This is a genomic window from Streptomyces sp. NPDC047869 (assembly GCF_040704065.1).
In the GTDB taxonomy this organism is placed as follows: domain Bacteria; phylum Actinomycetota; class Actinomycetes; order Streptomycetales; family Streptomycetaceae; genus Streptomyces.
Window position 1 is genome coordinate 186,103 of the sequence record NZ_JBEYRK010000001.1, and the last position, 26,584, is coordinate 212,686.

General features: G+C 73.4%; 23 protein-coding genes. 6 read left to right on the plus strand and 17 right to left on the minus strand.

From position 1 onward, the window contains the following. Nucleotides 1-69 precede the first annotated feature (69 nt). Nucleotides 70-888, plus strand: coding sequence for an SURF1 family protein (locus AB0924_RS00885; RefSeq protein WP_366910354.1), 819 nt, complete (start codon nucleotides 70-72; stop codon nucleotides 886-888). A 72-nt stretch (nucleotides 889-960) separates the two neighbouring features. On the opposite strand, the gene AB0924_RS00890 is transcribed toward AB0924_RS00885, so the two are convergent. The 7 genes from AB0924_RS00890 to AB0924_RS00920 form a co-directional block, all read right to left on the minus strand. After that, nucleotides 961-2,196, minus strand: coding sequence for a hypothetical protein (locus AB0924_RS00890; protein ID WP_366910356.1), 1,236 nt, complete (start codon nucleotides 2,194-2,196; stop codon nucleotides 961-963). Next, nucleotides 2,193-2,885: a SigE family RNA polymerase sigma factor gene (locus tag AB0924_RS00895; protein WP_366910358.1), complete on the minus strand. Its 693-nt coding sequence runs from the start codon at nucleotides 2,883-2,885 to the stop codon at nucleotides 2,193-2,195. Before AB0924_RS00895 ends, AB0924_RS00890 begins: the two co-directional genes overlap by 4 nt. A 319-nt stretch (nucleotides 2,886-3,204) precedes the next feature. Further along, the gene (locus AB0924_RS00900) at nucleotides 3,205-4,278 is read right to left on the minus strand and encodes an aspartate-semialdehyde dehydrogenase (RefSeq protein ID WP_359547836.1); all 1,074 of its coding nucleotides are present in this window, start codon (nucleotides 4,276-4,278) and stop codon (nucleotides 3,205-3,207) included. Then, nucleotides 4,275-5,567, minus strand: coding sequence for an aspartate kinase (locus AB0924_RS00905; protein WP_358933018.1), 1,293 nt, complete (start codon nucleotides 5,565-5,567; stop codon nucleotides 4,275-4,277). Before AB0924_RS00905 ends, AB0924_RS00900 begins: the two co-directional genes overlap by 4 nt. 159 nt (nucleotides 5,568-5,726) lie before the next feature. Beyond that, the gene (locus AB0924_RS00910; protein WP_366910359.1) at nucleotides 5,727-6,389 is read right to left on the minus strand and encodes a DUF5063 domain-containing protein; all 663 of its coding nucleotides are present in this window, start codon (nucleotides 6,387-6,389) and stop codon (nucleotides 5,727-5,729) included. Beyond that, complete coding sequence (gene recR, locus AB0924_RS00915) at nucleotides 6,382-6,981, minus strand: recombination mediator RecR (RefSeq protein ID WP_358933022.1); 600 nt, start codon at nucleotides 6,979-6,981, stop codon at nucleotides 6,382-6,384. Before recR ends, AB0924_RS00910 begins: the two co-directional genes overlap by 8 nt. Nucleotides 6,982-7,092: 111 nt before the next feature. Continuing rightward, the gene (locus AB0924_RS00920) at nucleotides 7,093-7,437 is read right to left on the minus strand and encodes a YbaB/EbfC family nucleoid-associated protein (RefSeq protein WP_358933025.1); all 345 of its coding nucleotides are present in this window, start codon (nucleotides 7,435-7,437) and stop codon (nucleotides 7,093-7,095) included. 274 nt (nucleotides 7,438-7,711) lie between these two features. Between AB0924_RS00920 and AB0924_RS00925 the strand changes: the two genes are divergently transcribed. Continuing rightward, the gene (locus AB0924_RS00925; RefSeq protein WP_358933027.1) at nucleotides 7,712-8,461 is read left to right on the plus strand and encodes an SLATT domain-containing protein; all 750 of its coding nucleotides are present in this window, start codon (nucleotides 7,712-7,714) and stop codon (nucleotides 8,459-8,461) included. Between the two features lie 18 nt (nucleotides 8,462-8,479). Here the strand turns inward: AB0924_RS00925 and AB0924_RS00930 are convergent, their stop codons facing one another. Both AB0924_RS00930 and AB0924_RS00935 read right to left on the minus strand, forming a co-directional pair. After that, nucleotides 8,480-9,961, minus strand: coding sequence for a substrate-binding domain-containing protein (locus tag AB0924_RS00930; protein ID WP_366910360.1), 1,482 nt, complete (start codon nucleotides 9,959-9,961; stop codon nucleotides 8,480-8,482). Between the two features lie 129 nt (nucleotides 9,962-10,090). Continuing rightward, nucleotides 10,091-12,763 (minus strand): protein kinase, encoded by a 2,673-nt coding sequence (locus AB0924_RS00935; protein WP_366910361.1) that lies wholly within the window; start codon nucleotides 12,761-12,763, stop codon nucleotides 10,091-10,093. A gap of 225 nt (nucleotides 12,764-12,988) precedes the next feature. Between AB0924_RS00935 and AB0924_RS00940 the strand changes: the two genes are divergently transcribed. From AB0924_RS00940 to AB0924_RS00950, 3 genes are all read left to right on the plus strand, one after another. Further along, entirely contained in the window at nucleotides 12,989-14,344 is a 1,356-nt protein-coding gene (locus AB0924_RS00940; protein WP_366910362.1) for an aspartate aminotransferase family protein, read from the plus strand. 111 nt (nucleotides 14,345-14,455) lie between these two features. Next, a complete protein-coding gene (locus tag AB0924_RS00945) occupies nucleotides 14,456-15,148 on the plus strand; it encodes a GntR family transcriptional regulator (protein WP_366910363.1) in 693 nt (230 codons plus the stop codon). Between the two features lie 140 nt (nucleotides 15,149-15,288). After that, nucleotides 15,289-15,939: a hypothetical protein gene (locus AB0924_RS00950; protein WP_358933038.1), complete on the plus strand. Its 651-nt coding sequence runs from the start codon at nucleotides 15,289-15,291 to the stop codon at nucleotides 15,937-15,939. A 282-nt stretch (nucleotides 15,940-16,221) separates the two neighbouring features. Here the strand turns inward: AB0924_RS00950 and AB0924_RS00955 are convergent, their stop codons facing one another. After that, nucleotides 16,222-17,505, minus strand: coding sequence for an adenylosuccinate synthase (locus AB0924_RS00955; protein ID WP_358933040.1), 1,284 nt, complete (start codon nucleotides 17,503-17,505; stop codon nucleotides 16,222-16,224). A 197-nt stretch (nucleotides 17,506-17,702) separates the two neighbouring features. On the opposite strand from AB0924_RS00955, the gene AB0924_RS00960 reads away from it, so the two are divergent. Beyond that, nucleotides 17,703-18,551 (plus strand): diacylglycerol kinase family protein, encoded by an 849-nt coding sequence (locus AB0924_RS00960; protein ID WP_358933042.1) that lies wholly within the window; start codon nucleotides 17,703-17,705, stop codon nucleotides 18,549-18,551. Between the two features lie 159 nt (nucleotides 18,552-18,710). Here the strand turns inward: AB0924_RS00960 and AB0924_RS00965 are convergent, their stop codons facing one another. The 7 genes from AB0924_RS00965 to AB0924_RS00995 all read right to left on the minus strand — a co-directional run bounded on the left by AB0924_RS00965 (nucleotide 18,711) and on the right by AB0924_RS00995 (nucleotide 26,491). Then, nucleotides 18,711-19,931 (minus strand): cytochrome P450, encoded by a 1,221-nt coding sequence (locus AB0924_RS00965; RefSeq protein ID WP_358933044.1) that lies wholly within the window; start codon nucleotides 19,929-19,931, stop codon nucleotides 18,711-18,713. Nucleotides 19,932-19,950: 19 nt separating this feature from the next. Continuing rightward, complete coding sequence (locus AB0924_RS00970; RefSeq protein ID WP_358933046.1) at nucleotides 19,951-20,616, minus strand: response regulator transcription factor; 666 nt, start codon at nucleotides 20,614-20,616, stop codon at nucleotides 19,951-19,953. Next, nucleotides 20,613-22,001 (minus strand): histidine kinase, encoded by a 1,389-nt coding sequence (locus AB0924_RS00975; RefSeq protein ID WP_358933048.1) that lies wholly within the window; start codon nucleotides 21,999-22,001, stop codon nucleotides 20,613-20,615. The genes AB0924_RS00970 and AB0924_RS00975 overlap by 4 nt, the downstream gene beginning before the upstream one ends. 106 nt (nucleotides 22,002-22,107) lie before the next feature. Further along, nucleotides 22,108-22,788 (minus strand): response regulator transcription factor, encoded by a 681-nt coding sequence (locus AB0924_RS00980; RefSeq protein ID WP_358933050.1) that lies wholly within the window; start codon nucleotides 22,786-22,788, stop codon nucleotides 22,108-22,110. Next, nucleotides 22,785-24,119, minus strand: coding sequence for a sensor histidine kinase (locus AB0924_RS00985; protein ID WP_366910481.1), 1,335 nt, complete (start codon nucleotides 24,117-24,119; stop codon nucleotides 22,785-22,787). Before AB0924_RS00985 ends, AB0924_RS00980 begins: the two co-directional genes overlap by 4 nt. Nucleotides 24,120-24,189: 70 nt before the next feature. After that, nucleotides 24,190-25,410, minus strand: a complete 1,221-nt coding sequence (locus AB0924_RS00990) for an acyltransferase (protein ID WP_358933140.1) — start codon at nucleotides 25,408-25,410, stop codon at nucleotides 24,190-24,192. Between the two features lie 70 nt (nucleotides 25,411-25,480). Further along, the gene (locus tag AB0924_RS00995) at nucleotides 25,481-26,491 is read right to left on the minus strand and encodes an alpha/beta hydrolase (protein ID WP_358933052.1); all 1,011 of its coding nucleotides are present in this window, start codon (nucleotides 26,489-26,491) and stop codon (nucleotides 25,481-25,483) included. Between the last annotated feature and the right edge of the window lie 93 nt (nucleotides 26,492-26,584).

The window sequence follows — 26,584 nt, forward strand, 5'->3', positions numbered from 1 at the left end:
CAGGTCGGCCACACGCGCGTGGCCGACCCCGGGACGGGACGGTCGCACGGGCGCCGTACCGTTGTGGGCGTGTACCGGTTTCTGCTGACTCCCCGCTGGTGGGGCATCAACGTCTTCGTGCTGCTCGCCATCCCGTTCTGCGTCTTCATGGGGTCCTGGCAGCTGAGCCGGTTCGAGGGGCGGGTGCAGGACCACCGCGCCGCGACCGGACGGGCCGCGTCGGACCGGCACGAGACGGCCAGGCCCCTGGACTCGATGTTGCCGGTCGACAAGAGCACCTCGGGACGGCGGGTCACCGCGAGCGGCCGGTACGGCGAGCAGCTCCTGGTGCCCGGCCGGGAGCTGGGCGACCGGAGCGGCTTCTACGTGCTGACGCTGCTGCGCACCGACTCCGGCCGGTCCCTGCCCGTGGTGCGCGGCTGGCTGCCCGGCACGGCGGACGCGGCCAAGGCACCCGCCGCACCGGGCGGCGAGGTCACCGTGACCGGAGCGCTGCAGGCCTCCGAGACACCGGGGGACAACGGCGCCGGCGCCCAGGGCGGGCTGCCCGCCGGGCAGACGGCGGCGATCAGCTCGGCCACGCTGGTGAACCTGGTGCCCGACCGGCTGTACGACGCCTGGGTCACCCTCGACCGGGCCGACGCGGGGATGAAGGCCGTGCCCGCGACCGCGCCCGACGGCACCGGTCTCGACCTGAAGGCCTTCCAGAACCTCGGCTACACCGGCGAGTGGTTCGTCTTCGCCGGATTCGTGGTCTTCATGTGGTTCCGGCTGCTGCGCCGCGAGCTGGAGTTCCAGCGCGACGCGGCGCTCGGTCTGGTGCCGGAGCAGGATCAGGAACGGGAGGGCGAGGAGCAGGGGAACCCCTCCGCTCCCACCGCCGTCTGAGGGCGCCGCGGCCGCGGGCGGCTTCCCTTCCGGCCGCCGCCCGCCGTCCTGGGGCCGTCCGCCCCCCGAGGGCTACGACGCCGCCAGTACCCCGGTGTAGTACACCGTGCCCGCGCACGCGTTGGGCACCGGCGCGGACGTCGACGGGGAACCCGTCTCGCCGGTGTAGCCGACGAGGACGCTGCCGTCGGCCGTGCCCTCCTCGGTGACGAGCTGGGTGGTGGTGCCCGAGGTGCCGCCGGTCTCCGTGCCGCCGCCGGCGCTCGCGTCCTGCGAGGGCGACGGGTCGGGCGACGGCTCGCCGCCGCCGTCGGAGCCGCCGGTGGAGGGGGAGCCGCCACTGGCGGGGCAGGTCTCGGAGGGAACGAAGGCGAACCGTTCCTCGTAGGCGGCGCCGGGCTGCAGGACCAGCTTGGCGACCTCGAGCGAGGGGTCGGGCAGCGCGGCCGCCGCGTCCCCGGCCACATGCCGGACGACGCCGATCTTGGCCTGGTCCGCCGCACCCTGCGCCGTCGCGCTGACCACGACCCCGCCGGTCACGGTGCAGGCGGCGCCCGAGGTGTTGGTGACGCGGAAGGTGCCGTAGACGACGCCCGTCGAGTCCGGGGCGTCGGCGCTGCCGGTGACGGAGCTCAGCTGGGCCGCCGTGCACAGCCCGGCGCCCGAGGCCGTGGGGGCGGACGGATCGGCGGCGCCCGCGGAGCCGTTGCCGCTGCCGGTCGTCCCCCGGTCACCGGTCCTGCCGTCGTCCTTGTCCTTCCCGGGGGTGCTGCCGCGGGAGCCGCCGGTGCCGCCGGTGCCGGCCTGCGGGTCCTTTCCCTGGGTGGCGCCGCCCTGCGCCTCGGAGGACTGGCCCGCCATGGCGGTGTTGGGGTCGGTGCCGCCGGAGTTCGAGACGTGGACGAGGGCGGGGATGGCGGTGCCGATGAACAGGGCCGCGGCGGCCATGCCGACGGCGGCCTGGCGCTTGCGGGCCCGGCGGGCCGGTACCGCCCGGCGCAGGTGGTCGAGGGTGCCGGTGCGCGGTTCGATGTCGCCGACCGCCGAGTGCAGCAGACCGCGCAGGGCCAGCTCGTCCGAGCCGAGCCCGTCGAGCGCGTCGAGGCCCGTGCCGGGCTCCTGGGAGCCCTTTTCGTCGGGGCCGTGGTTCACAGTTCCGTTCCCAGCGTGCGATTGCGGGTGCTCTTGCTCGTGGCCCTGCGTCGGCTCGTGCCAGGCGTAGGGCTCGTGGCGCTCGTGCGAGAGGTTCTCGGGCGAGAGATCCTCGGGCGGGACGCCCTCGTCGCCGTGCTCCGTGTGCTCGCTCATGCCAGCGCCTCCATGGACACCCGCAGCGCGGCGATGCCCCGGGAGCCGTACGCCTTCACCGAGCCCAGCGATATGCCGAGCGTCTCGGCGACCTGGGCCTCGGTCATGTCCGCGAAGTAGCGCAGCACCAGGACCTCGCGCTGACGGCGCTGCAGGCCCTTCATCGCCTTGATGAGGTCGCGGCGCTCGAGCTGGTCGTAGGCGCCCTCCTCCGCGCTCGCCATGTCCGGCATCGGCTTGGAGAGCAGCTTCAGGCCGAGGATGCGGCGGCGCAGGGCGGAACGGGACAGGTTGACGACCGTCTGCCGCAGGTAGGCGAGGGTCTTCTCGGGGTCGCGGACGCGTTTGCGGGCCGAGTGGACGCGGATGAAAGCCTCCTGGACGACGTCCTCGCAGGAGGCGGTGTCGTCGAGGAGCAGCGCGGCGAGACCGAGCAGCGAGCGGTAGTGCGCCCGGTAGGTCTCGGTGAGGTGGTCGACGGTGGTGCCGGCGGCCGCGGTCTCCGCGGCCGGCGCGGCGGCCGCGGTCTCGTCGGAGCCGTCACGCTGACTGGGGATGCGGGTGGGCCGCGCTGCGGGCATGGGCGCAATCACCGGCATGCCGCCGGGCATGCGCGGCCGGAGCGCCGCACGGGGCGGCCGGAGGGCCGCGGTGCCGCGGGCCGCACTGAGTTCGAGTACCTCTGCCACGTCAGTTGGACACGCTTCCCCCCAAGAGGGTTGTACGTGCCGGACGTCACATGTGCGACAACCGACGGTTCCTCAACAGCCGTCATGCGCCCCGCTCTTCCTTTATGTCCCATTCGAACAGGCGTCCCCCGCCCGGATCCCGACGTCCCCACGCCGGATCCTCACGCCCACGCCTCGCAAGGGTCACTGCAAAGACGCTCCCCGCCCTCCGCGCGGTTGCGGGGGACGGGGAGGAAAATCCTCTGTCGCCGGGGAGCGTGGATCAAGCGGTTCGGGCCATGCTCCCGGCCACATTTCTTATGTGGATGCTACAAGCGTTCTAGCCGCGGGCGACAGTCTCTCCCGTGATCTCCGCCGCCAGCAGCTCGGCGATCTGCGCGGTGTTCAGCGCGGCGCCCTTGCGCAGGTTGTCCCCGCACACGAAGAGTTCCAGCGCGGTCGGGTCGTCCAGCGCGCGCCGGACCCGCCCCACCCAGGTGGGATCGGTGCCCACCACGTCGGCGGGCGTGGGGAACTCGCCGGCGGCGGGGTCGTCGCACAGGACCACACCGGGCGCGGTGGCGAGGATCTCGCGGGCGCCGTCGACGGTCACCTCGCCCTGGAAGCGGGCGTGGACCGTGAGGGAGTGCGTGGTGATCACCGGCACCCGGACGCAGGTGACGGCGACCGGCAGCGCGGGCAGTCCGAGAATCTTGCGGGACTCGTCCCGCACCTTCATCTCCTCCGAGGACCAGCCGTCCTCCCGCAGCGACCCGGCCCACGGGACCACGTTGAGCGCGACCGGCTCCGGGAACGGCCCGGTGTCGTCCCCGACGGCCCGCCGTACGTCACCGGGCTTGGTGCCCAGCTCGGTCCCGGCGACCAGGGACAGCTGCGCCCGCAGGGCGTCCACACCGGCCCGCCCGGCGCCGCTCACCGCCTGGTACGAGGACACCACCAGCTCGCGCAGCCCGAACTCGGCGTTCAGCGCGCCCAGGGCGACGATCATCGACAGGGTGGTGCAGTTGGGGTTGGCGACGATCCCGCGCGGCCTGCTGCGCACCGCGTGCGCGTTGACCTCGGGCACGACGAGCGGGACGTCGGGGTCCATCCGGAAGGCACCGGAGTTGTCGACGACGACGGCGCCGCGCGCGGCGGCGATCGGCGCCCACTCGGCGGCGACCTCGTCGGGCACGTCGAACATCGCGACGTCGACCCCGGCGAAGGCGTCCTCCGTCAGGGCCGTCACCTCGATCTCCTCGCCGCGCACGGCCAGCTTGCGGCCGGCCGAGCGCGGGGAGGCGATCAGACGGATCTCGCCCCAGACGTCCGCGCGCTGGGACAGGATCTGGAGCATGACCGCGCCGACGGCTCCGGTCGCTCCCACGACCGCGAGCGTCGGCTTGCCGGTCATCGGCCGGTGCCTCCGTAGACGACGGCCTCGTCGGTGTCGGAGTCGAGCCCGAAGGCGGTGTGGACGGCGCGGACGGCCTCCGGCACGTCGTCCTTGCGGGTGACGACCGAGATACGGATCTCGGAGGTCGAGATCAGCTCGATGTTCACGCCCGCGTCGCTCAGCGCCTCGAAGAACGAGGCCGTGACGCCCGGGTTGGTCTTCATGCCGGCGCCGACGAGGGAGATCTTGCCGATCTGGTCGTCGTAGCGCAGGGAGTCGAAGCCGATGCCGCCCTTGTTGCGCTCCAGGGCGTCGATGGCCTTGCGGCCCTCGGTCTTCGGCAGGGTGAAGGAGATGTCCGTGAGCCCGGTGGAGGCCGCGGACACGTTCTGCACAACCATGTCGATGTTGATCTGGGCGTCCGCGATGGTGCGGAAGATCGCGGCGGCCTCGCCCGGCTTGTCCGGGACACCGACGACGGTGATCTTGGCCTCGGAGGTGTCGTGCGCGACGCCCGAGATGATGGCCTGTTCCACCTTCTTCTCCCCTTGCTGCTGTGTCTTCTGCGCGACCGGCTCGCTGCTGACCCACGTGCCCTGCAGCCCGCTGAACGAGGAGCGGACGTGGATCGGGATGTTGTAGCGGCGGGCGTACTCCACACAGCGGTGGAGCAGCACCTTGGAACCGGAGGCCGCGAGTTCCAGCATGTCCTCGAAGGAGATCCAGTCGATCTTCTTCGCCTTCTTCACCACGCGCGGGTCGGCGGTGAAAACGCCGTCGACGTCGGTGTAGATCTCGCACACCTCGGCGTCGAGGGCGGCCGCCAGGGCCACCGCCGTGGTGTCGGACCCACCGCGGCCGAGCGTGGTGATGTCCTTCTTGTCCTGGCTGACGCCCTGGAACCCGGCGACGATGGCGATGTTGCCCTCGTCCAGCGCGGTGCGGATACGCCCCGGCGTGACGTCGATGATCCGGGCTTTGTTGTGGACCGAGTCGGTGATGACGCCTGCCTGGCTGCCGGTGAACGACTGGGCCTCGTGCCCCAGGTTCTTGATCGCCATGGCCAGCAGCGCCATGGAGATGCGCTCACCGGCGGTCAGCAGCATGTCGAACTCCCGGCCGGCAGGCATGGGTGAAACCTGCTCGGCGAGATCGATCAGCTCGTCCGTCGTGTCGCCCATCGCGGAAACGACGACAACCACCTGGTTGCCGTTCTTCTTCGCTTCCACGATCCGCTTGGCGACGCGCTTGATGCCCTCGGCATCGGCTACGGAGGAGCCTCCGTACTTCTGCACGACAAGGCCCACGTGCGCTCCTCGCTCGGTTCGTTTGTGTCGGCTCAGTTTACCGAGCGCCCGTTTTCCGCCCCCCTGCTCCCGCATGGTGAGACACCGGACGCCCGCAACCGGCACCTGCCCAGCCGTAAGCGGGGCACGCGCAAAGTGCCCCGCGTCACAGTGCGACGGCTACTGGGCCGGGCGGCCCATGCCGAGCGGGCCGCCGATCTCCTCGGCCATGACACGCCCCGCTTCGAACTCGAGGGTCTCGTCACCCATGCCCTGGTCGGTGTCGAGACCGTCGAGCTCATCGAGGGGCTGGTCGAGGCGGACGTGGATGAGGACGGACTGGAGGGCGCGCAGCACGGCGGAGGCGGTGGGACCCCAGTTGGAGAAGTAGGAGAACTGCCACCACCACAGGGCCTCCGTGGTGCGGCCCGAGCGGTAGTGGGCCATACCGTGGCGGAGGTCGGTGATGATGTCGGCGATGTCGTCGGAGATCCGGGCGGGCACGGAGGCCTTGCGCGGCTCGTAGGGGTCGAAGACCTCGGAGTAGACGTCGACGGGCTCCAGCAGACGGGCCAGGTTCTCGCGGAGTTCGTCCACGTCCGCCTCGGGGCCGAGGTCGGGCTCGTAGCGCTCCTCGGGGACGATGTCCTCGTGCGCGCCGAGCCGGCCGCCGGCCAGCAGGAGCTGGGAGATCTCCAGGAGGAGGAAGGGGACGGTCGAGCCGGGCTCGTCCCCCCTCGCCACCTCCGTGACGGCGACCAGGAAGCTCTCGACCTGGTCCGCGATCTGGACCGAGAAGTCGTCCGGGTTCCGCGTCGAGTCGTGCAGCGTGGCGTCAGACATCTAGGAGTCGTCTCCCCTCGAAGGCGCGGCCGAGAGTGACCTCGTCCGCGTATTCCAGGTCGCCGCCCACCGGGAGGCCGCTGGCCAGGCGGGTGACCTTCAGGCCCATGGGTTTGATCATGCGGGCGAGGTACGTGGCCGTCGCCTCGCCTTCGAGATTGGGGTCGGTGGCGAGGATCAGCTCGGTGACCGTGCCGTCCGCCAGCCGGGCCAGGAGTTCCCTGATGCGCAGGTCGTCGGGGCCCACACCCTCGATCGGGCTGATCGCGCCGCCCAGGACGTGGTAGCGGCCGCGGAACTCACGGGTGCGCTCGATCGCGACGACGTCCTTCGGCTCCTCGACCACGCAGATGACGGACGGGTCGCGGCGCGGGTCGCGGCAGATGTTGCACAGCTCCTCCTGCGCCACGTTGCCGCAGGCCGCGCAGAAGCGGACCTTCGCCTTGACCTCCAGGAGCGCCTGCGCGAGCCGCTTCACGTCGGCCGGCTCCGCCTGCAGGATGTGGAAGGCGATCCGCTGCGCGCTCTTGGGACCGACGCCGGGCAGCCGCCCCAGCTCGTCGATGAGGTCCTGGACCACGCCTTCGTACAACGGACTGCCCTTCCTGGAGACCTTTCGGTACGTACGGTAGTCGGCTGCCGCCCGTCCTCGGAAGGCGGCGGGGGTTTCGCTCAGGTGGCAGGCACCGGAACGGCCGGCGGATCAGAAGGGCAGACCCGGGATGCCGCTGCCGCCGCCGAGGCCCTGGGCCAGCGGGCCCAGCTTCTGCTGCTGCAGCGTCTGCGCGTTCTCGTTGGCCGCCTGCACGGCCGCCACGATCAGGTCCGCGAGCGTGTCGGTGTCCTCGGGGTCCACCGCCTGCGGGTCGATCTTCAGCGCCCGCAGCTCGCCGGAGCCGGTGACGGTGGCCCGCACCAGGCCGCCGCCCGCCTGCCCGTCGACCTCCGTGTTCGCCAGTTCCTCCTGCGCCCGCTGGAGGTCCTGCTGCATCTTCTGGGCCTGCTGGAGCAGCTGCTGCATGTTGGGCTGGCCACCACCGGGAATCACGATGAGCTCCTGGTTCCTCGTCCACTGCGTCGTCGTTCGCTGTGCACGAGCCTACGTGGTCCGCCCGGCCATCGCCGCGCCACTCTTTCGAGTGATAACAACGTCGGCCCTATACCTGATCAAGGCCCCCTTCCGGGCGGAAAAGGCGGCAAAGCCACGTCCCTGCCACCCATTGGGCGGTAGGAAGGGGGCCGCACGTCGGCAGCCGCTGTCACACGGTGTGACGAGGGTGCGCAGTGCCGTGTTCGGTGTCGCGTTCAGTAGGGAGTGCCGGGTGGGTCAGCCGGAGATGCAGCCCGAGGGTCCGCCTCAGGACGGCCGGGGCGAAGGTCCGGCCGGACCGCGGCCGGGCGATCTGACCGGGCGGACCTTCCCGCTCGGGGACTGGGGGGAGCCCGCCGAACGCCTCGACGAGCTGTACCGGTGGGTGGAGCGGGGGGCGCTGCACACGGCTGCCTGGTACCTCGAGGACCGGGTGTGGAAGCGGCGGGGCGCGCGGGCGCTGCGGGCCGGCGCGGCGGCCGGGGCGGTCCTCGGGGCCGCGCTGCCCCTGCTGGACATGACCGGGGTGGTCGGCGGGGTCGCGCCCTGGGGGTACCTGGCGCTGTTGCTCGCGGTGGCCTGCGTCGGCGCCGACCGGTTCTTCGGGGTCACCTCCGGGTGGATAAGGGACGTGGCCACCGCGCAGGCCGTACAGCGGCGGTTGCAGGTGCTCCAGTTCGACTGGGCCTCGGAGAGCGTCCGGGAGATGCTGGGCCCCGCGGAGGGCACGGCGAGCGAGGCGGCGGAGCGGTGCCTGGGGGTGCTGCGGCGCTTCTCGGAGGACGTGCAGGACCTGGTGCGCACGGAGACGGCCGACTGGATGGTGGCGTTCCGCACCGGGTCGGCGCCGCTCGGCATCCAGACGGCGGTGGTGTCCGGCATGCGGGCGGAGTCGGCGGCACCGGCGGGCCGGCATCCCCTGCCGCCCGCGAACGGCGCCCGCCCGAACATGCCCCGCCAGCGGCCGCCGGAGCCCCGGTAGGCCGCACGGGCCGCGCGTTCACCGGCACAGCATCACGTCCTGCCCGTTGCCCCTGGTCAGATAGGTCAGGAAGCTCGACGCCAGGGAGTCCGCCGGGGGCTGCCCGTAGGTGTACGCGTACTCGATCTCGCGGTACGGGTAGCTGCTGTGGCCGTGCTCGATCGCGTCCACGGAAGGGGCGCCGGAGTCGAGGGCCAGGACGTGCAGGCCCTTGGCCCGGGTGGCCAGGTTGAGTTCGCTGTAGCCGACGGCGCCGGGCAGCCCGGCCACCTCGGCCAGCACCTGGTCGGTGGAGTCGAGCTCGCAGCGGGTCACCGGGGCCGTCGCGTCGTCCTTGTGGACGCAGTCGACGGAGGAGTTCGCGATCTCGCCGCGGCCCAGCACCCGGCGCTGGAAGACCTGCCGGGTGCCGGAGCCCGCGTCCCGGCTGACCAGCCGCACCGGCACCGGCCGGCCGCCCAGTTGGCTCCAGTCGGTGATGTCGCCCCGGTACAGGCGTCGTACGTCCGCCGTCGACAGGTTCTTCAGGCCCACGTCGTCGTTCACGACCAGCGCGAAGACCGACAGCGCGACGCGGTTCTCCCGCAGCCGCGGCATGTCGGCGCTCTTGGGCCCGTCGGAGAGCGCCACCAGCGGCGGCGAGCCCTTCTTCGCCGCCGCGCCGGCCGCCTCCAGTTCCCGCAGGCCGGCCGTCGAGCCGTGCACGTCCACGGTGACGGCCGCGCCCGCGCAGTCCGCCTCGTACTTCCGCGCCACCTCCCGCAGGACCGGCGCGAACGCCGTCGACCCCGTGACGGTCAGCGTGCCCTGCGCGCAGCCGATCGGCGGGGGTGTGTCGTCGCGGGCCACGACGATGGCCGCCAGCGTCACCACGGACACCGTGAGCATGATGGTGATGAACCGGGAGGCGCGGCTGAACAGCGGCGGTTTGTCGTCGGGTGTCGCGCTGCGGTTGGGATGGACCTCGCCGTCCCTGATCCCGCCGACGACCCGGATCTCCCGGCCGACGTCCCCGCCGGACAGCAGCACGAGCAGCTTGAAGTGGTCGCCCCGGTTCAGCGGGACGCGCGGGACGCGCAGGGTGTTGCCCTCGTAGCCGAATCCGCGCTCGGCGGTGAAGTGGTCCATCAGGTGGTCGGTGCCGGTCGGCTGGGTGACCGACACCCCCCGGACGGTGCGGTCGGTGAACACCGCGGTCAAGCCGTGCCGTTCGGGACTCGTGTAGTCGTCGCGGTCGATGCCCTGTGAGCCGTCGTTCTCCACGCGGAGCAGCACGAGGGTCGCGTCGGCCATGTCCGGCGCCTCGTCGAAGAGGCCGAGCCGGCGGTTGGCACGGCCCGAACGGACGTCGTCGCCTATGGGGTTGTCCATCTGCACCCGGTAGCCGATCCTCTTGCGACGCGGCACCCGGCGCTCGTACCAGACCATGCCGGCGGACGCGACGATGCCCAGCACCGCCGTGCCGACGGCCACGACGTTCTCCGCGCTCAGCCACTCCATATGGGCGCCCCCGCCACTCACCGGAGTCGGATGGTGGGGTCACGGTACGCATGGAGAGGGGCGGAAACCGGACACGCCCGCCGAAGTTCGCCGAACGTTCAACTGCTCCGCGCCGACGGTGATTTCAGGTCACTGCTTGGTGTAGGTCAGGCTCTCGCCGCCGCTCGCCTTCGCGCGCTTCAGCCGTCCGTCCGGGAGCAGGGTGACCTCGCTGGCCTCGCCCGGCGAGCAGGAGGACATCGGCTCGCCGCTGGTGACCGTGGACGGGCCGATCTCCAACGGGTCGCCGTCGCCCGGCTGTTCGGTGAGGGTCGCCTCGAAGACGCAGTGGTACGTGCCGCCGCCCTCGACGGGGCCGTCCGCGACCAGGGCGAGGACCGTGTCGCCGACCTCGCCCTGTCCGATGGTCAGCCGGCGGGTGTTGGTGCCGTTCGCGTTGTCGATGGTGGTCTCCCAGGTGCCGAGGTAGGCGGCGGGGACGGCGCCGTCCGCCGCGGCGGAGGAGGCGGAGGCGGAGGCCGACGGTGCGGGGGCCGGGGAGGTGACGGGCGGGGCGCTCGTGGTTCCGGTCGGCGCGGGGCCGACCGTGCCGTCGGCCGTGTCGTCGCCGCCGTGCTTCATCAGCGCGTACACCGAGCCGCCCGCGCCCAGAGCCACCACCAGCGCGATCACGACGAGCAGCGCGGTGGACCGGCCGCCCGGGCGCTCCGGCTCCGGCCGCCCGGTGAACGGCGGCGGGCCGTAGGGCGGGGTGGAACCGAGCCCGCCGTACGGGGTGTACGGCTGCTGCGGGTAGCCGTAGCCGGCGGACGGGGGCTGCGGATGCTGCTGGGCCTGCTGCGGATAGCCGTAGCCGTACGGAGCGGGCGAGCCGTAGGCGGACCGGGCCGGGGGCGCTCCGGGCGGCGGGGTCTGCCCGGCCACCACGGTCGGCAGATGACCGACCGCCGCACCGCCACCGCCGGGCCGGCCCGGGGGCGGAGGCGTCGGCGCGTCGTCGGCCACGGGCGAGTGCTCGGCCGAGCCGCCGGCCACCGGCGCCTGCGCGCCGTGGGAACCTCCGGGGCCCGGCTGGGCGCCGGGGCTCGACTGGGCACCGGGGCTTGCGGGGGCGCCGGGGCCTGCCTGGGCACTCGGACCCGCCCAGGCGCCCGCGCCCGCCGCCGGAGCCTGTGCCCCGCCGGGGCCACTTGCGCCCGGGGCACCCTGACCCGGTTGGGCACCCCAACCCGCCGAGGCCGCCGGGGCAGCCGGCCCTTCCGCGCCAGCGCCCGCTGGGGCACCCGCGCCCGCCACCGGGCCCGGCGCCCCACCAGAACCACCCACGCCCGGGGCATCCGAGCCCACTTGAGCGCCCCAACCCGCGGGGGCACCCGAGCCCGCGGGAGCACCCGCTTCCGGCACCGGGCCCGGCGCCCCACCAGGGCCGGACGTACCCGGGGCAACCGGCCCCACTTGGGCACTCCCGCCGGCCGGGGCATCCGAGCCCGCTTGTCCACCCACACCTGCCGATTTGGCCAGGCCGACCGGGCCACCCGGGCCCGCCGGGGCACCCGCGCCCGCCACCGGGCCCGGCGCCCCACCAGAGCCGTCCGCGCCCGGCGCACCGCCGAACGCGGCCGCACCCGAACCGACCGGCGCACCGCCGCCCGCCTCAGCACCGGCACCCACCGGGGCGGCCGGACCCACCGGGCCACCGGCACCCGGCGCACCCGAACCCGCAGACGCACCCGCACCCGCACCCGCACCCGCCGACGCGGCCGGCCCCACCGGGGCAGCCGGGACCACCGGCCCGCCCGGCCCCGAGAGCATCCCCGCGCCCGCCACCGGACCCGGCGCCCCACCGGGGCCGCCCACGCCACGGGCGTCCGTGTCGCCCGACCGGGGGTCCTCCACCTCCAGGAGGCGTACCGCGTGGCGGCCGAGCTGGGCCACCAGGGCGCCGGGGAGCCAGGGGTCGCGGGAGCGGCCGCCGGAGACCGTGTCCTCCGCGCCCGTCCGCTCCAGGATCCGGTCCAGCGAGGGGCGGGCGGCGGGGTCCTTGCGCAGACATTCGCGGACCAGGTCGGCGATGCCCTCCGGCATGCCGTCCAGGTCGGGCTCCTCCTGGGCGATGCGGAACATCAGGGCGTGCACCCCGCTGTTCGCGCCGCCGAAGGGCAGCACACCGGTCGCCGCGTACGCCAGCACCGAGCCGAGGCAGAAGACGTCGCAGGCGGGGGTGACCCGGTCCCCGCGCACCTGCTCCGGCGCCATGAACCCGGGCGATCCCACCAGCGAACCGGTCCGGGTAAGGCCGTCCCCGGCCAGCGTCTCCAGCGCCCGCGCGATGCCGAAGTCGATCACGCGCGGCCCGTCGATCGTCACCAGCACGTTCGACGGCTTGAGGTCGCGGTGGACGATCCCGGCGGCGTGGATGTCCTTCAGCGCGTGCGCGAGCCCGGCCGCGAGGATGCGCACCGACCGCTCGGGCAGCGCCCCGTGATCGTGTCCGACGACCTGCTGAAGGCTCGGCCCGGCGACGTACCCGGTGGCCACCCAGGGCACCGGCGCCTCGGTGTCGGCGTCCAGCACGGGCGCGGTCCAGTACCCGCCGACCCGGCGCGCGGACCCCACCTCCTGCCGGAACCGGGCCCGGAACTCCTCCTGGGCGGCCAGTTCCCGGCGGATCAGTTTCACGGCGACGGTACGGCCCCGGTCCGACCGCGCCAGGAACACCTGCCCCATGCCGCCCGCGCCCAGCCGCGCCAGCAGCCGGTACGCCCCGATCTGCCGCGGGTCCCCCGGTCCCAGCTTGTCCATCCCCGCGCCGCCTTCCCCCCATAGGTCTGCAACGGACCGAGAATAGTGCGGGCGCACCGGGAGCCGCGCCGCCGTGTGTCCACGGTTCGGTAACAGCCCGCCCGGGCGCCCCCGGCCGCGCGGGCGCCCGCCCGGCGCACGTCGACAACCTGTCGTGAAATGCACCCGGCCAGGGAACAGGACGCCGATGTCGCGACCGCGGCAGGGCCCTCTACCCTCGGCCGCATGACGCCTCAGCCCAATCCCGAAGCCGGTGCCGCAGTGAAGGCCGCGGACCGCGCGCACGTCTTCCACTCCTGGTCCGCGCAGGACCTCATCGACCCGCTCGCCGTGGCCGGCGCCGAGGGGTCGTACTTCTGGGACTACGACGGCAAGCGGTACCTGGACTTCACCAGCGGGCTCGTCTACACCAACATCGGCTATCAGCACCCCAAGGTCGTCGCCGCGATACAGGAGCAGGCGGCGAGGATGACGACGTTCGCGCCCGCCTTCGCGATCGAGGCCCGCTCGGAGGCGGCCCGGCTGATCGCCGAGCGGACCCCCGGCGACCTGGACAAGATCTTCTTCACCAACGGCGGCGCGGACGCCGTCGAGCACGCGGTGCGCATGGCCCGGCTGCACACGGGCCGCCCGAAGGTGCTCTCGGCGTACCGCTCGTACCACGGCGGCACCCAGCAGGCGGTGAACATCACCGGCGACCCGCGCCGCTGGCCCTCCGACAGCGGCAGCGCCGGTGTCGTCCACTTCTGGGCGCCGTTCCTGTACCGCTCCCGCTTCTACGCCGAGACCGAGGAGCAGGAGACCGAGCGGGCCCTGGAGCACCTGGAGACGACGATCGCCTTCGAGGGGCCGGGGACGATCGCCGCGATCGTCCTGGAGACCATCCCCGGCACCGCCGGGATCATGCTGCCGCCGCCCGGCTATCTGGCCGGCGTCCGCGAGCTGTGCGACAAGTACGGGATCGTCTTCGTCCTGGACGAGGTCATGGCCGGGTTCGGACGCACCGGCGAGTGGTTCGCGGCCGACCTGTTCGGTGTGGTGCCGGACCTGATTACCTTCGCCAAGGGCGTGAACTCCGGTTACGTGCCGCTCGGCGGTGTCGCGATCTCCGCGGAGATCGCCGAGACCTTCGCCAAGCGGCCCTACCCGGGCGGCCTCACCTACTCCGGGCACCCGCTGGCCTGCGCCGCCGCCGTCGCCACGATCGGCGTGATGGCGGAGGAGGGCGTCGTCGAGAACGCCAGGCGGCTCGGCGAGAGCGTGGTCGGACCGGCCCTGGCCGAGCTGGCCGCCCGGCATCCGAGCGTGGGCGAGGTCCGCGGCACCGGCATGTTCTGGGCGCTGGACCTGGTGAAGAACCGGGAGACCCGCGAGCCGCTGGTGCCGTACAACGCGGCCGGTGAGGCGAACGCCCCCATGGCCGCCTTCGCGGCCGCCGCCAAGCGGAACGGCCTGTGGCCCTTCGTGAACATGAACCGCACCCATGTGGTGCCGCCGTGCAACGTGACCGAGGCCGAGCTGAAGGAGGGCCTCGCGGCCCTGGACACGGCGCTGAGCACGGCCGACGAGTACACCGAGTAGCCGCTCCACGGCTGCCGCCGGGGCGATCCGAACGCGTAAGGTGACGTGCTCGTAAAGAATGGCGAGTACGTGCGAGTACGTCACCCGTACGCGTGAAGAGAGGCCCCGACGATGCCCGGCAACGGCTCCGTGACGCGCAGCACCCTGCGCCAGCAGATCGCGGACGCGCTGCGCGACGAGGTGCTGGCGGGCCGCCTCACGCCGGGCCGGGCGTTCACCGTCAAGGAGATCGCCGAACAGTACGGCGTCTCGGCGACGCCGGTCCGCGAGGCACTGGTCGACCTGTCCGCGCAGGGCATCCTGGAGGCCGACCAGCACCGGGGCTTCCGGGTCCCCGAGTACTCCCTCGGCGACTACCGCAGCATGCTCGAGGCCCGCGGCCTGGTCACCGACGGGATGTTCCAGGCGCTCACCGACGACCACCCTGCCTTCGCCGACATGGACAGCCCGCGGACGGTGGCGGCCCTCGCCGCCGTGCGCCGGCGCGGCGAAGAGGCGCAGCGGGCCGCCGCGGCCGGCGACCTCGGCGTGCTGATCGGCTACGACCTGCGCTTCTGGCGCGAGCTGAGCGGGCTGTTCGGCAACCCCTACCTCGCCGACTTCCTGCACCGGCTGCGCGTGCAGTCCTGGGTGTGCGCGGTGCAGCACCTGCGCCGGCTGCCGGACATCCGCGGCCGGCTGTGGGCCGGGCACACCGAACTCGTCGACGCGCTGGCCCGCCGCGAGGCCGGCGCCGCCCAGGAGATCGTCGCCGCCGCCAACGCCCACTCGCTGGCCCTGCTGGAACGGCTGCCGCCGGAATGAGGCGGACGTGGAGACTCCAGGGTGCGCTCTGGGTATGGGACCCGCACGACAGGGGATGTGCCCGCCCCGTACCGACTACCCTTCCCTGACCACCCGCTGCCGTGCGCGGGACGCGCACCTGCCGATGCGAGGAGCTCTCTTTGGCCTGTGACCTGTGGCTGGTACCGCTCGTGGACGTGTTGTGCCACACCCCGGACAACCCGTTCGCCGAGGAACTCGCGCACTACAACGACGCGCTGGCCGCGGCCGGGCTCCCGCCGGTGCCGGTGTACCAGTACATGCCGGGCCTGTCCGGCGAGGTCGCCCCGGTGGCCGGCTTCGACTACGACGCGCTGCACTTCCTGCGCCGGGCCTACCTGCTCCAGGTCTGCGGCCTTCCGGTGACCCCGGTGGACGAACTCGGCGGCGACTACGAGCAGTTGCTGGAGATGTTCGAGTCGACGGCCCAGCAGTCCCACCTGGTCTGGCACTACGACCACGCGGGCGCGTACGTCCCCGTCGACTTCCCGCAGCCGCTGTCCAACGACGAACTCCTCGCCGGCGGCGGCCCGCTGGGCTCCTCGCAGAGTCTGCTGCGCGAGCTGGAGCACGTCGCCCCGTCGATCGGCATCGACCCGGCCAACCCCCCGGCGGCGCCGGAGCCCCCCGCCGCCCCCACGGAGCTGGAGGAACCGGCCGTCCCCGCGCCGTACGACCCCAGCCCCTTCGCCCGCGAACGGCACGTGTGGCTCGGCCTGCACGCGGCGGCGACCCGGTCCCTGGCCCAGGGCTCGATGATCGTGTTCAGCTGAGCCGGAGCACCCGGAGGCCGGCCCCCGGCACACGAAGAGGGAGGGAGCACGAGGCTCCCTCCCTCCGCGCGGATCTCCGCGTCCCTCCGGTCAGAAGGGGCCGGCGGTCAGCGCCTGCTGGAGGTGCCGGGTGGTGTCCGGCCCCCAGTCGCCGTCGGCACCGGAGCCGACCTTCTCCCCCATGACGGTGTTGATTGAAAGCGGACCGCCCGCCGGGCCGCACCCCGGAGGGTGCCGCCGGCGGGCGGTCGCAGCGGTTCCACGGGCGGTGCCGCCCGCGGCCTACAGGAACGAGTTGATCTCGATCGTCTCGGTCCGGCCCGGGCCCACGCCGATCGCGGAGATCGGGGCGCCGGACATCTCCTCCAGCGCCTTGACGTAGTTCTGGGCGTTCTTCGGCAGGTCGGAGAAGGACTTCGCCTTGGTGATGTCCTCGGACCAGCCGGGCAGGTTCTCGTAGACCGGCTTCGCGTGGTGGAAGTCGGTCTGCGAGTAGGGCAGTTCCTCGACGCGCTTGCCGTCGATCTCGTAGGCCACGCAGACCGGGATCTGCTCCCAGCCGGTGAGGACGTCGAGCTTGGTCAGGAAGAAGTCGGTCAGGCCGTTGACCCGGGTCGCGTAGCGGGCGATGACCGCGTCGAACCAGCCGCAGCGGCGGTCACGGCCGGTGGTCACGCCCCGCTCGCCGCCGATGCGGCGCAGCGCCTCGCCGTCCTCGTCGAACAGCTCCGTCGGGAACGGGCCCGCGCCGACGCGGGTCGTGTAGGCCTTGAGGATGCCGATCACACGGCTGATCTTCGTCGGGCCGACGCCGGCACCCGTGCAGGCACCGCCCGCGGTCGGGTTCGAGGACGTGACGAACGGATACGTGCCGTGGTCGATGTCCAGCAGCGTGCCCTGGCCGCCCTCGAAGAGGACCACCTTGTCGTCCTCCAGCGCCTGGTTGAGGACCAGGACGGTGTCGGCGACGTACGGCTTGATCTGCTCGGCGTAGCCCAGCAGTTCCTCGACCACCTGGCCCGCGGCGATCGCGCGGCGGTTGTAGAGCTTGGTGAGGATCTGGTTCTTGGCGTCGAGGGCCGCCTCGACCTTCTGGGTCAGGATCGACTCGTCGTACAGGTCCTGGACCCGGATGCCGACGCGGTTGATCTTGTCGGCGTAGGTCGGTCCGATGCCGCGGCCGGTCGTGCCGATCTTGCGCTTGCCGAGGAAGCGTTCCGTCACCTTGTCGACGGTCACGTTGTACGGCGTGATGACGTGCGCGTTACCGCTGATCAGGAGCTTTGACGTGTCGACGCCACGCTCGTTCAGACCGCTCAGCTCGGAGAGCAGGACCGACGGGTCGACAACGACACCGTTACCGATGACCGGCGTACAGCCGGGCGAGAGGATTCCGGAAGGGAGGAGGTGGAGTGCATACTTCTGGTCACCCACGACGACCGTGTGGCCGGCGTTGTTGCCGCCCTGGTATCGCACTACATAGTCCACCGAGCCACCGAGCAGGTCGGTCGCCTTCCCCTTGCCTTCGTCACCCCACTGAGCACCGAGCAGCACAAGTGCGGGCACGCGCGTACACCCCTTCCGGGCGGGGCATGTCCATGGTCGGGGGCGTGGGCGTAAGGTGCATCGCCGCATACCACCGCGACCGCCTTTGGTCGCACGACCGTCGGACCGGATGCCCCGGAATAGACGAAGCCCCTGGCGCAATAGCGCAAGGGGCTCTTGCACAAAGATGCTACCCGAGGAAGCGAGGCAGGACCGAGGTGGCGACCTTCGCGACGTCCGATCAGCTGCTGGTGATCATCGATCCGGCGGCACGGCAGGGGGACGGGGAGTCCGTACGGATCGCGAAAGACGTGCTCAGCGCGGGTGCGACCACGAAAGTGTGTCTGCCGGAGGGACCGGAGGAATTCGCCCGGGCACTCGGCCGACGGGGTTCCCGGCGGCCGGTCGTGATCGGTGACGACCGGGCACTCGTGCGCGCGGTGACCGTGCTGCACCGGCACCGGGAGCTGACCGGGTGCGCGCTGGCGGTGGTGCCGGTCGGGGAGGCTGCGCTGGCGGAGTCCCTGGGCGTGCCGGCCGGCCCGGTGGCGGCGGCGCGGGCCGTGCTGGAGGGGGCCGAGCGGCGGCTGGACCTGCTGGTCGACGACAGCGACGGGGTGGTGCTGGGCACGCTGGGCATCCCGCCGTCGCGGGCGGCCGCCGCGCGGCCGGTGAGCGTCCCCGAGGGCCACCCCTGGCTGCGTACGCGGTACCGCTCGCTGGTCCGCACGCTGGCCCCGCGTCCCACCCGGCTCGACGCGGTGCCGGCGCCCGGTCCCGCCCGGCTGCGGGTGGAGGTCGACGGGGAGACGGTCGTGGACCTGGACCAGCCCGTGGAGGCGGTGTCGGTCACGCCGGGCGACGGCGGGACGGCCGCGGTCGAGGTGCGCCCGCTGCCGGGCCCCGGCGCGGAGCCGTCGCCGCTGCTGGCCGCGGGGCGCACGGTGACGGTCGTGGGGGCGGACTTCCGCTACCGGGCGGACGCGGTGGTGTCGGGTCCGGTGCGCAGGCGGACGTGGACGGTACGGGAGGGTGCCTGGGGGCTGACCCTGCCGGTGCCCGGGTAGTCCGGGGCCCGAGGCGTCACGGGGCGCACGGCACAGCCCGGACCCTGGGGGGCACGCGGAGCCCGGCACAGCCCGGACCCTGGGCGTCATGGGGCGCCCAGCTTGGCGGGCGGTGGGCAGCGACCGGTCGGGATCACTCGGTGATCACCGAACGGGTGATCACCCCACCTCCACGCTCAGCCCCTCCAACCCCCGGATCACGAAGTTCGGCTTTCGGCGTGGCTCTTCCGCCAGGGTGAGGGTGGGGGCCTGCTCCAGCAGGGCCGTCATCGACGCGGCCAGCTCGATGCGGGCCAGGGGGGCGCCGATGCAGTAGTGGATGCCCGCGCTGAAGGAGATGTGCGGGTTGTCCCGGCGGGTGAGGTCGAGGCGGGCGGGGTCGGTGAAGACGGCCGGGTCGTGGTTGGCGGAGCCGAAGAGCATGGCGATCTCCGAGCCCCTGGGGATCACCGTCCCGGCGATCTCGATGTCGTCCAGCACCCAGCGTTCGAAGAGCTGGAGCGGGGTGTCGTAGCGCATCAGCTCCTCGATCGCGGACGGGACCAGGCAGTGGTCGGCGCGCAGGGCGGCCAGCTGTCCGGGGTTGCGGAACAGGGCCCACCAGCCGTTCACCGTGGCGTTGACCGTGGCCTCGTGGCCGGCGTTGAGCAGCAGCACCGCCGTGGAGATCATCTCCTGCTCGGTCAGCCGGTCGCCCTCGTCGTGCGCCGCGATCAGGCCCGAGATCAGGTCGTCGCCGGGCCGCTCGCGGCGGGCCGCGATCAACTCCGAGAGATACGCGGAGAACTCCACCGAGGCCCGGACCGCGCTCGCCGCCGTCTCCTCGGACGGGTTCAGCTCGTACATCCCGCAGATGGCCGCCGACCAAGGCCGCAAGCACGCCCGGTCCGCCTCCGGGACGCCCAGCATCTCGGCGATCACCGCCACCGGCAGCGGTTCCGCGACGTCGGTGAGCAGATCGCCGCCGCCCGCCTCGACCAGCCCCGCCACCAGGTCGTTCGCCAGGCCGTGCACATACGGCTTCAGCCGCTCCACCGTGCGCGGGGTGAACGCCTTGGACACCAGGCGCCGGATCCGGGTGTGGTCCGGCGGCTCCAGGTCGAGCATGCCGTGGTCGTTGAGGACGTGGAACGGCTCGTGCTCCGGCGGGGGCGCGGTCCGGCCGAACTCCTCGTGCGTGAAGCGGTGCTGGTAGGTGCGGCCCAGGCGGCGGTCGCGCAGCAGCGCCGAGACGTCCGCGTGGTGCGGGACGAGCCACTGGTCGGTCGGCTCGTACCGGACCACCCGGCCGCGCTCCCGCAGCTCGGCGTAGGCCGGGTACGGGTCGGCGACGAACCCGGGGTCCCAGGGGTCGAAAGCGAGGTCCGCGGCAGTTGCCATGGAGGGACGCTAGCCCGGCTCAGCCCGGTGTGACCAGCCTCGCCTCGTACGCGAACACCGCCGCCTGGGTACGGTCCCGCAGGCCCAGCTTCACCAGGATCCGGCTCACATGGGTCTTGATCGTCGACTCGGCCACCACCAGCCGCCCGGCGATCTCCGCGTTCGACAGACCCTGCGCGATCAGGACCAGCACCTCCGTCTCCCGTTCCGTCAGCTCGCCGTACGCCGCCTGCGCCGACGGCATCAGGCGCGGGGAGTCCGCGAGCCGGGAGAACTCGGTGATCAGCCGCCGGGTCACCGAGGGGGCGAGCAGCGCCTCCCCGGAGGCCACCACCCGCACGCCGTCCGCCAGTTGGCGGGCCGAGGCGTCCTTCAGCAGGAAGCCGGAGGCCCCCGCGCGCAGCGCCTGGTACACGTACTCGTCCAGGTCGAACGTGGTCAGCACCAGCACCTTCGCCGCGCCGTCGGCGGCGACGATCTCGCGGGTGGCCTCGATGCCGTTCAGCTCGGGCATGCGGATGTCCATCAGCACCACGTCCGGGGCGAGTTCACGCACCCGCTCGACCGCCTCCCGGCCGTTGACGGCCTCGCCGACGACCTCGATGTCCGGCATCGCGTTCAGCAGGACCGAGAAGCCCTCGCGCACCATCATCTGGTCGTCCGCGATCAGTACGCGGATCGTCATGCCTCACCCTCGCTCGCGATGTCCGCCGGCACCGGCAGGAACACCGTCACCTCGTACCCCCCGCCGGCCGCCGGGCCCGCCGTCATCTCGCCGTTCAGCATGGTGACACGCTCCCGCATGCCGGTGATGCCGTGACCGGCGCCCATCGAAGGGTGCGGGCGAAGCCCTCGCTCAGGGGTGGTGGCCGGGTGACGGGCGGGCTTCACCAGGTGCGGAGCGGGCGGCGGGCCGTTGACCACGCGCAGACCCAGGCCGCCGAGCACGTACCCGATCTCCACCCGGGCACCCGCGCCCGGCGCGTGCCGCAGGGAGTTGCTCAGCGCCTCCTGCACGATCCGGTACGCCGACAGCTCCACGCCCTGCGGCAGTTCGCGCACCGCGCCGGTCACCGCCTTCTCCACGTCCAGACCGGTCTCCCGCACATTGGCCAGCAGCCGGTCCAGGTCGGCGAGGGTGGGCTGCGGGGCGTCCGGCGCCTCGTAGTCCTCCGCGCGGACCACCCCGAGGACCCGGCGCAGCTCGGTCAGCGCGGCCACCGCGTTCTCCCGGATGGTGGCGAACGCCTTCTCCAGCTCCTCCGGCGGGTTCTCCACCCGGTACGGCGCGGCCTCGGCCTGGATGGCGACCACCGACATGTGGTGGGCGACCACGTCGTGCAGCTCGCGGGCGATGGTCGTGCGCTCCTCCAGCAGGGTGCGCCGGGAGCGCTCCGCCTCGGTCACCGTCTGCTGCGCGGTCACCTCGCGCTGGGCCTGCCGGCGGATGTGCCGGACGGTGACGGCCAGCAGGATCAGCGCCGACAGGAGCAGCATCGGGGCCACGTCCGTGTCGTAGCGGTTCCAGCCGAGCAGGGTGTCGGTCACGAAGCCGTAGACCGCGGTGAGGACCCACATCCAGGCCGCCGTGCGCGGGCGGGTGCGTATCGCCACCACGGTGAGCACCGTCAGGTGCGAGACGAAGCTGCCCGGCCCCCACGGCCAGTCCATGCCGGTCGCCCCGCCGACGACGGAGACGACCGTGGTCGCGGCGAGCGAGAACCAGAACGCGCCCACCGGACGCACCAGGGTCAGCAGCACCGGGCCCAGCGCCAGCAGCGCGCACAGCAGCGACGGCAGTCCGGAGCCGCTCGTGCTCGCCAGCGCGACCAGCGCCGCCAGCCCGCCGAGCGCGATGACGACGGCGTGCGGTGTCCAGCCCGTGTACCGCGTCGTACGGCCGTTGCGGCCGACGGCCCGGGTCCGGGGCAGCGGGCGGTAGGCGAAGGCGTCGTCGAACAGGTCCTGCCGCAGTCCGCGCAGGGCGTCCGCGGCGAGCCGCCACTCGGGGCTGCGCGGCCGCCCGGCTCCGCCCGCCGGGGTCGTCTGCGTGTGCGTCGTCTCGGTCACGTGGGCAACGGTAGGCCGACCCGGGGCCGCGGTCGTCACCTCGGAGACGGGTCCTCGGCCGTCCTCCTGAAGTACTACGGCTCCGCCGGGCGTCAGTGTCCGGGCGTCAGTAACCGGACGGCCGCACCAGGCCGGACTCGTAGGCGAAGACGGCCGCCTGGGTACGGTCGCGCAGCCCCAGCTTCACCAGGATCCGGCCCACGTGCGTCTTCACCGTCTGCTCGGCCACCACGAGCCGTCCGGCGATCTCCGCGTTCGACAGGCCCTGCGCGATCAGCGTCAGCACCTCCGTCTCCCGTTCGGTCAGGTCGCCGACCCGCCGCATGAGCGGGGGCCGGGGTGTGCCGTCCAGCCGGGAGAACTCGGCGATCAGCCGGCGGGTGATGCCCGGGGCGAGCAGCGCGTCCCCGGCGGCCACCACCCGGACCGCCTCGGCGAGCTGGTCGGCCGAGGCGTCCTTGAGCAGGAACCCGGAGGCCCCCGCGCGCAGCGCCTGGTACACGTACTCGTCCAGGTCGAACGTGGTCAGCACCAGGACCCTGGTGTCCGGGTGGTCGGTGGTGATGCGGCGGGTCGCCTCGATGCCGCCCAGCTCGGGCATCCGGATGTCCATCAGCACCACGTCGGGGGCGAGTTCGCGGACCTTGGCGATCGCGTCCAGGCCGTGCACCGCCTGCCCGACCACCTGGATGCCGGGCTTGGTGTCGAGCAGCACGGTGAAGCCCTGCCGGACCATCTGCTGGTCGTCGGCTATGAGTACGCGGATGGCGTCGGCGCCGCTCGTCATGGCGTCTGTTCTCCTGTCGTGGACGGGTGGGGCGGGTCGGGCCGATCGGGCACGTCGGCCGGGAAGGCGGGCGGGGTGCCGTCCCGGGGGAGGAAGGCCGCGACCGAGAAGCCGCCGTCCGGGGCCGCGGCGGCGGTGACGTGGCCGCCGAGCATCGCCGCGCGCTCCCGCATGCCGAGCAGCCCGTGCCCGGCGCCCCCGGACGGCGGTACGGGGCGGCTCGGGCGGGAGTTGGTCACCGCGATGCGCAGCCCGTCCGGGCCGTGCGCGACCTCGACGCGCACCGTCGAACCCGGCGCGTGCCGCAGCGCGTTGCTCAGCGCCTCCTGCACGATCCGGTACGCCGACAGCTCCACCCCCGGGGCGCAGGGCCGCACCACACCGCCGACCTCGGCGGTCACGTCCAGTCCGGCCGCCCGGGTGTTCTCGATCAGCGCGTCGAGCCGGTCCAGCGTGGGCTGGGGGGCGTCCGGTGCCGTACCGGTGCCGGGGGCGCCCAGGCCGTAGGGGTCCTCGGGGTTCTCGGAACGCAGCACGCCGAGCACCCGGCGCAGTTCGGTGAGCGCCTCCAGCGCGTTCTGCCGGATGCCCGCGAGGTTCTCGACCAGCTCCGGCGACGGCTGCTCGACGAGATGCGGGGCCACCTGTGCCTGGATGGAGATGACCGACATGTGGTGTGCGACCACGTCGTGCAGTTCCCGCGCGATACGGCTGCGCTCCTCCAGCAGGGTGCGGCGGGCCCGCTCCTCGGTGGTGAGGGTGGTCTGCTCGACGAGTTCGGCGCGGGCCACCCGGCGGCCGCGCAGGGCGGCGCCGAGCACCACGACGACCGTGGACAGGACGACGGCGACGACGCCGGTGGGCTGGTACCGAGAGCCGCCCCACACGCCCTGCAGGAACCAGGTGACCAGCGCGGTCAGAGCCAGGGCCTCGGCCGACACCCGGGTGCGCACGCGCAGCGCGAGCAGCAGCAGGACGAGCAGGTGGGCGATGATGCCGGCCGCGGTCCACGGCCAGGTGAACGTCACGCCGGGCACCAGGGCGAGCCTGCCGTGCACCACGACGGCGCCCACCACGGTCCCGGCCATCGACAGCCACCAGCCCGCGACGGGCCGCCACAGCCCCAGCACGATCGCACCACCCTGCGCGAGGGCGATCACGAAGGCCGCTCCGGGCCGCAGATACCCGTTGTCCCCGAGCTGTGCCGTACCGCCGACGGTGACCCCGAACGCGACCAGGCACAGCAGGCCGTGCGGCAGCCAGCGCAGCCACAAGGAGACGGGCAGCGGATCAGGCCGGAAGTCCCACAGGTCGCCGCGCAGCACCCGCATCCGCCGCCCCCACCAGCCCGCGAGCGGCACCGGTGCCCGGCGGCCCCCCGTCTCCGTCACGCGGTCCACCCTAGGGCCTGTCGGGGGAGTGCTGGACCCCATGGTCGGCGCCCGCGGTGCCCCGGTGCACATGGACCACCCGGGACCGGCCGGAGGCGCCGCCGCTCGCGGGACGGCGGTGGCGGGTGCCCTGCTCGCAGGAGCGGAACACCCCCCAGTACAGGGCGAGTACGGCGGTGAACACCGGCAGCCAGAGGAGCCGCGCCGCCACCCAGCCCAGGCCGTCCGGGCCGGTGTGCAGGCCGGGCAGGCGGCCGGTGGGGAGGGCGGCGGCCGTGGTGGTCATCAGGGCCGTCTGGTGCCACAGGAAGACGGTCATCGCGGAGAGGTTGACCAGAGCCACGGCCGCCCAGGCGAGCGGGCGGCCCATCGCCCGGCGCAGCCGGTCCCGCAGCAGGAGGGCCAGCCCGCACTGGGCCAGGCCGAACGTCACGGCCGCCAGCGTCGGCGGGTTCAGGTTGGAGACGGGGGCGCCCGGCACCCCGACCATGGAGGCGGGGTAGCCGGCGCAGGTCACCAGCAGGGCCGTGGCCGCCGTACCGCCGAGGAGCAGCGCCCGGGCCGCGCGGCGGGACTCCAGCTCACCACGGGTCCAGGCAGCGCCCAGGGTGTACGGCACCAGCCAGCCGGCCGCCACGTTCACCCAGCCCAGCCAGGAGGGTCCGGTGTGCAGGCCGAAGCGGAGGATGTCCACGTGCAGGACCACCGCCAGCGGCCAGAGCGGGCTGAGCCGGACGAGCAGCGGGGTCGCCGCCGTGAGGGCGGCGAAGACCAGCAGGAACCACAGCGGGGACAGGGCCAGTTTGAGGAGCGTGTGCAGCGTCCCGAAGGGGGTGCCGGACAGCAGCAGGGCGGCGGCCGCCACCGTCCACAGGGTGAGGAGCGCGGGTACCGGCCGGAGCAGACGGGTCAGGCGGGTGCGCAGCCACACCCCGTACGACAGTCCCCCGGCCCGCGCCGAGGCGAGTGAGCGCGTCGCCACATGACCGCCGACCAGGAAGAACACCGCGAGGGTCTGGAAGGCCCAGGAGACCGGGGCCAGCCACGGCAGCTGCCGCAGCGGGCTCGCCGTGCGCAGCGCGCCGTCCTGCGGGACCAGGGCGGTGACCAGCCAGTGGCCGAGGACGACACCGAGGATCGCGAGAGCGCGCAGCGCGTCGACCGCGCGGTCCCGGGAGGCGGGGGTGGCGGCGTCCACGCGGTGGGCGCCCCGGCGTATCGCGTGCGGCAGGCGCGGTGCGCGGCGGGGCCGCGTCGTCGCGGGGCGGGCGGGAGTCCGGCGACGGGGACCGGGAGCGGGCTCAGGCACGGGTCACCTCCGAGGTCTCGCCGAGGGTGATCCGGGCCAGGTTGGCGAGAGCGGCCGAGCCCGGGGTGAAGTAGCCGCTGTGATCGGCGTCCGCGGCGTCGAAGACCCGGGCGCCGAAGGCCCGGGAGACCGGGTCGGTGCCGAAGCCGACGGTGGTGACCAGCAGGCCGGCCCGTACGTGCGGCACATGGGCGACCCAGTCGCCGCCGCCGCGCGCCGCCCACACCCGGGCGTGGGTGCGCAGCCCGGCGACGGTGCCGGCGCCCGTGCCGGGGCTGCCGACCAGGACGATGTCTCCGACGTCCAGGCCGTGCGCGGCCCGGCCGCAGACGACGGAGCCGTAGGAGTGGCAGAGCAGGGAGATGCGGGTACGGGCGGGGGCCAGGGCGCGCAACCGCCCGGTGAGGGCGCGCAGCCGGGGCGCCGCTTCGTCGGCCCTGGCCGTGGTGGTCACCGTGGTGCTGACCGTGCCGGGAGTCCGGTAGCCGAGCCAGGCGACCACGGCCACGCGGGTGCCGGCGGGAGCGCGGTGCGTGAGGTCGTCGTACAAGGCGGCCGCCGCCCGGTGGAAGCGGGCGTAGGTGTCGATCGAGGTGTCGGAGCCGGGTACCAGGACGGCGATGCGGTCGGCCCGGCGCAGCTCACCGAGGACCTCGGTGGCCTGGCCCGGGCCCCGGCCGTCGAAGGCGAGGAGGTCCCGGGTGGCGAGGGCCCGGTCGGCGGCGGCCCGGCGCACGTCGCCGTGGGCCGCGGCCATGGCGGCGGCCTCGGCGGCGTTGGCGCGGTTCGCCGCGTAGGCCGATCGCAGGGTGGCAGCGGTGGGCGGGGCCTGGCCGGCCGGGGGCGGGGCGGGGATCGTGGAGTGCGCTGCGGCGGTCAGGGCGACGGCCGTGACGGCGGTGAGCAGCGCCTGGCGCCAGTTCCGGAACCGCCCCGGCCGCCGCCGGCCCCGGCGGGGCGACGGCGGGTGCGGACCGGTGGCGGGTGGCGACGCTTGCCCCATGGTGGCTTCCCTTCGCGGAGCCCGGACATCGGGCTTGCCGAAATGGGAAGTTAGAAGTCGGAGGGCGTCGCCGGCGTCCCACCGGGGAGCTGT

Bases quoted from the DNA above. Each gene is read 5' to 3' on its own strand.
- AB0924_RS00930 (WP_366910360.1), bottom strand. From the start codon at position 9,961: ATGGAGTGGCTGAGCGCGGAGAACGTCGTGGCCGTCGGCACGGCGGTG.
- AB0924_RS00985 (WP_366910481.1), bottom strand. From the start codon at position 24,119: ATGCGGGTGCTGCGCGGCGACCTGTGGGACTTCCGGCCTGATCCGCTG.
- AB0924_RS00900 (WP_359547836.1), bottom strand. From the start codon at position 4,278: ATGACCGGCAAGCCGACGCTCGCGGTCGTGGGAGCGACCGGAGCCGTC.
- AB0924_RS00970 (WP_358933046.1), bottom strand. From the start codon at position 20,616: ATGACGATCCGCGTACTGATCGCGGACGACCAGATGATGGTGCGCGAG.
- AB0924_RS00980 (WP_358933050.1), bottom strand. From the start codon at position 22,788: ATGACGAGCGGCGCCGACGCCATCCGCGTACTCATAGCCGACGACCAG.
- AB0924_RS00935 (WP_366910361.1), bottom strand. From the start codon at position 12,763: ATGGACAAGCTGGGACCGGGGGACCCGCGGCAGATCGGGGCGTACCGG.
- AB0924_RS00910 (WP_366910359.1), bottom strand. From the start codon at position 6,389: ATGTCTGACGCCACGCTGCACGACTCGACGCGGAACCCGGACGACTTC.
- AB0924_RS00965 (WP_358933044.1), bottom strand. From the start codon at position 19,931: ATGGCAACTGCCGCGGACCTCGCTTTCGACCCCTGGGACCCCGGGTTC.
- AB0924_RS00945 (WP_366910363.1), top strand. From the start codon at position 14,456: ATGCCCGGCAACGGCTCCGTGACGCGCAGCACCCTGCGCCAGCAGATC.
- AB0924_RS00890 (WP_366910356.1), bottom strand. From the start codon at position 2,196: ATGAGCGAGCACACGGAGCACGGCGACGAGGGCGTCCCGCCCGAGGAT.
- AB0924_RS00995 (WP_358933052.1), bottom strand. From the start codon at position 26,491: ATGGGGCAAGCGTCGCCACCCGCCACCGGTCCGCACCCGCCGTCGCCC.
- AB0924_RS00940 (WP_366910362.1), top strand. From the start codon at position 12,989: ATGACGCCTCAGCCCAATCCCGAAGCCGGTGCCGCAGTGAAGGCCGCG.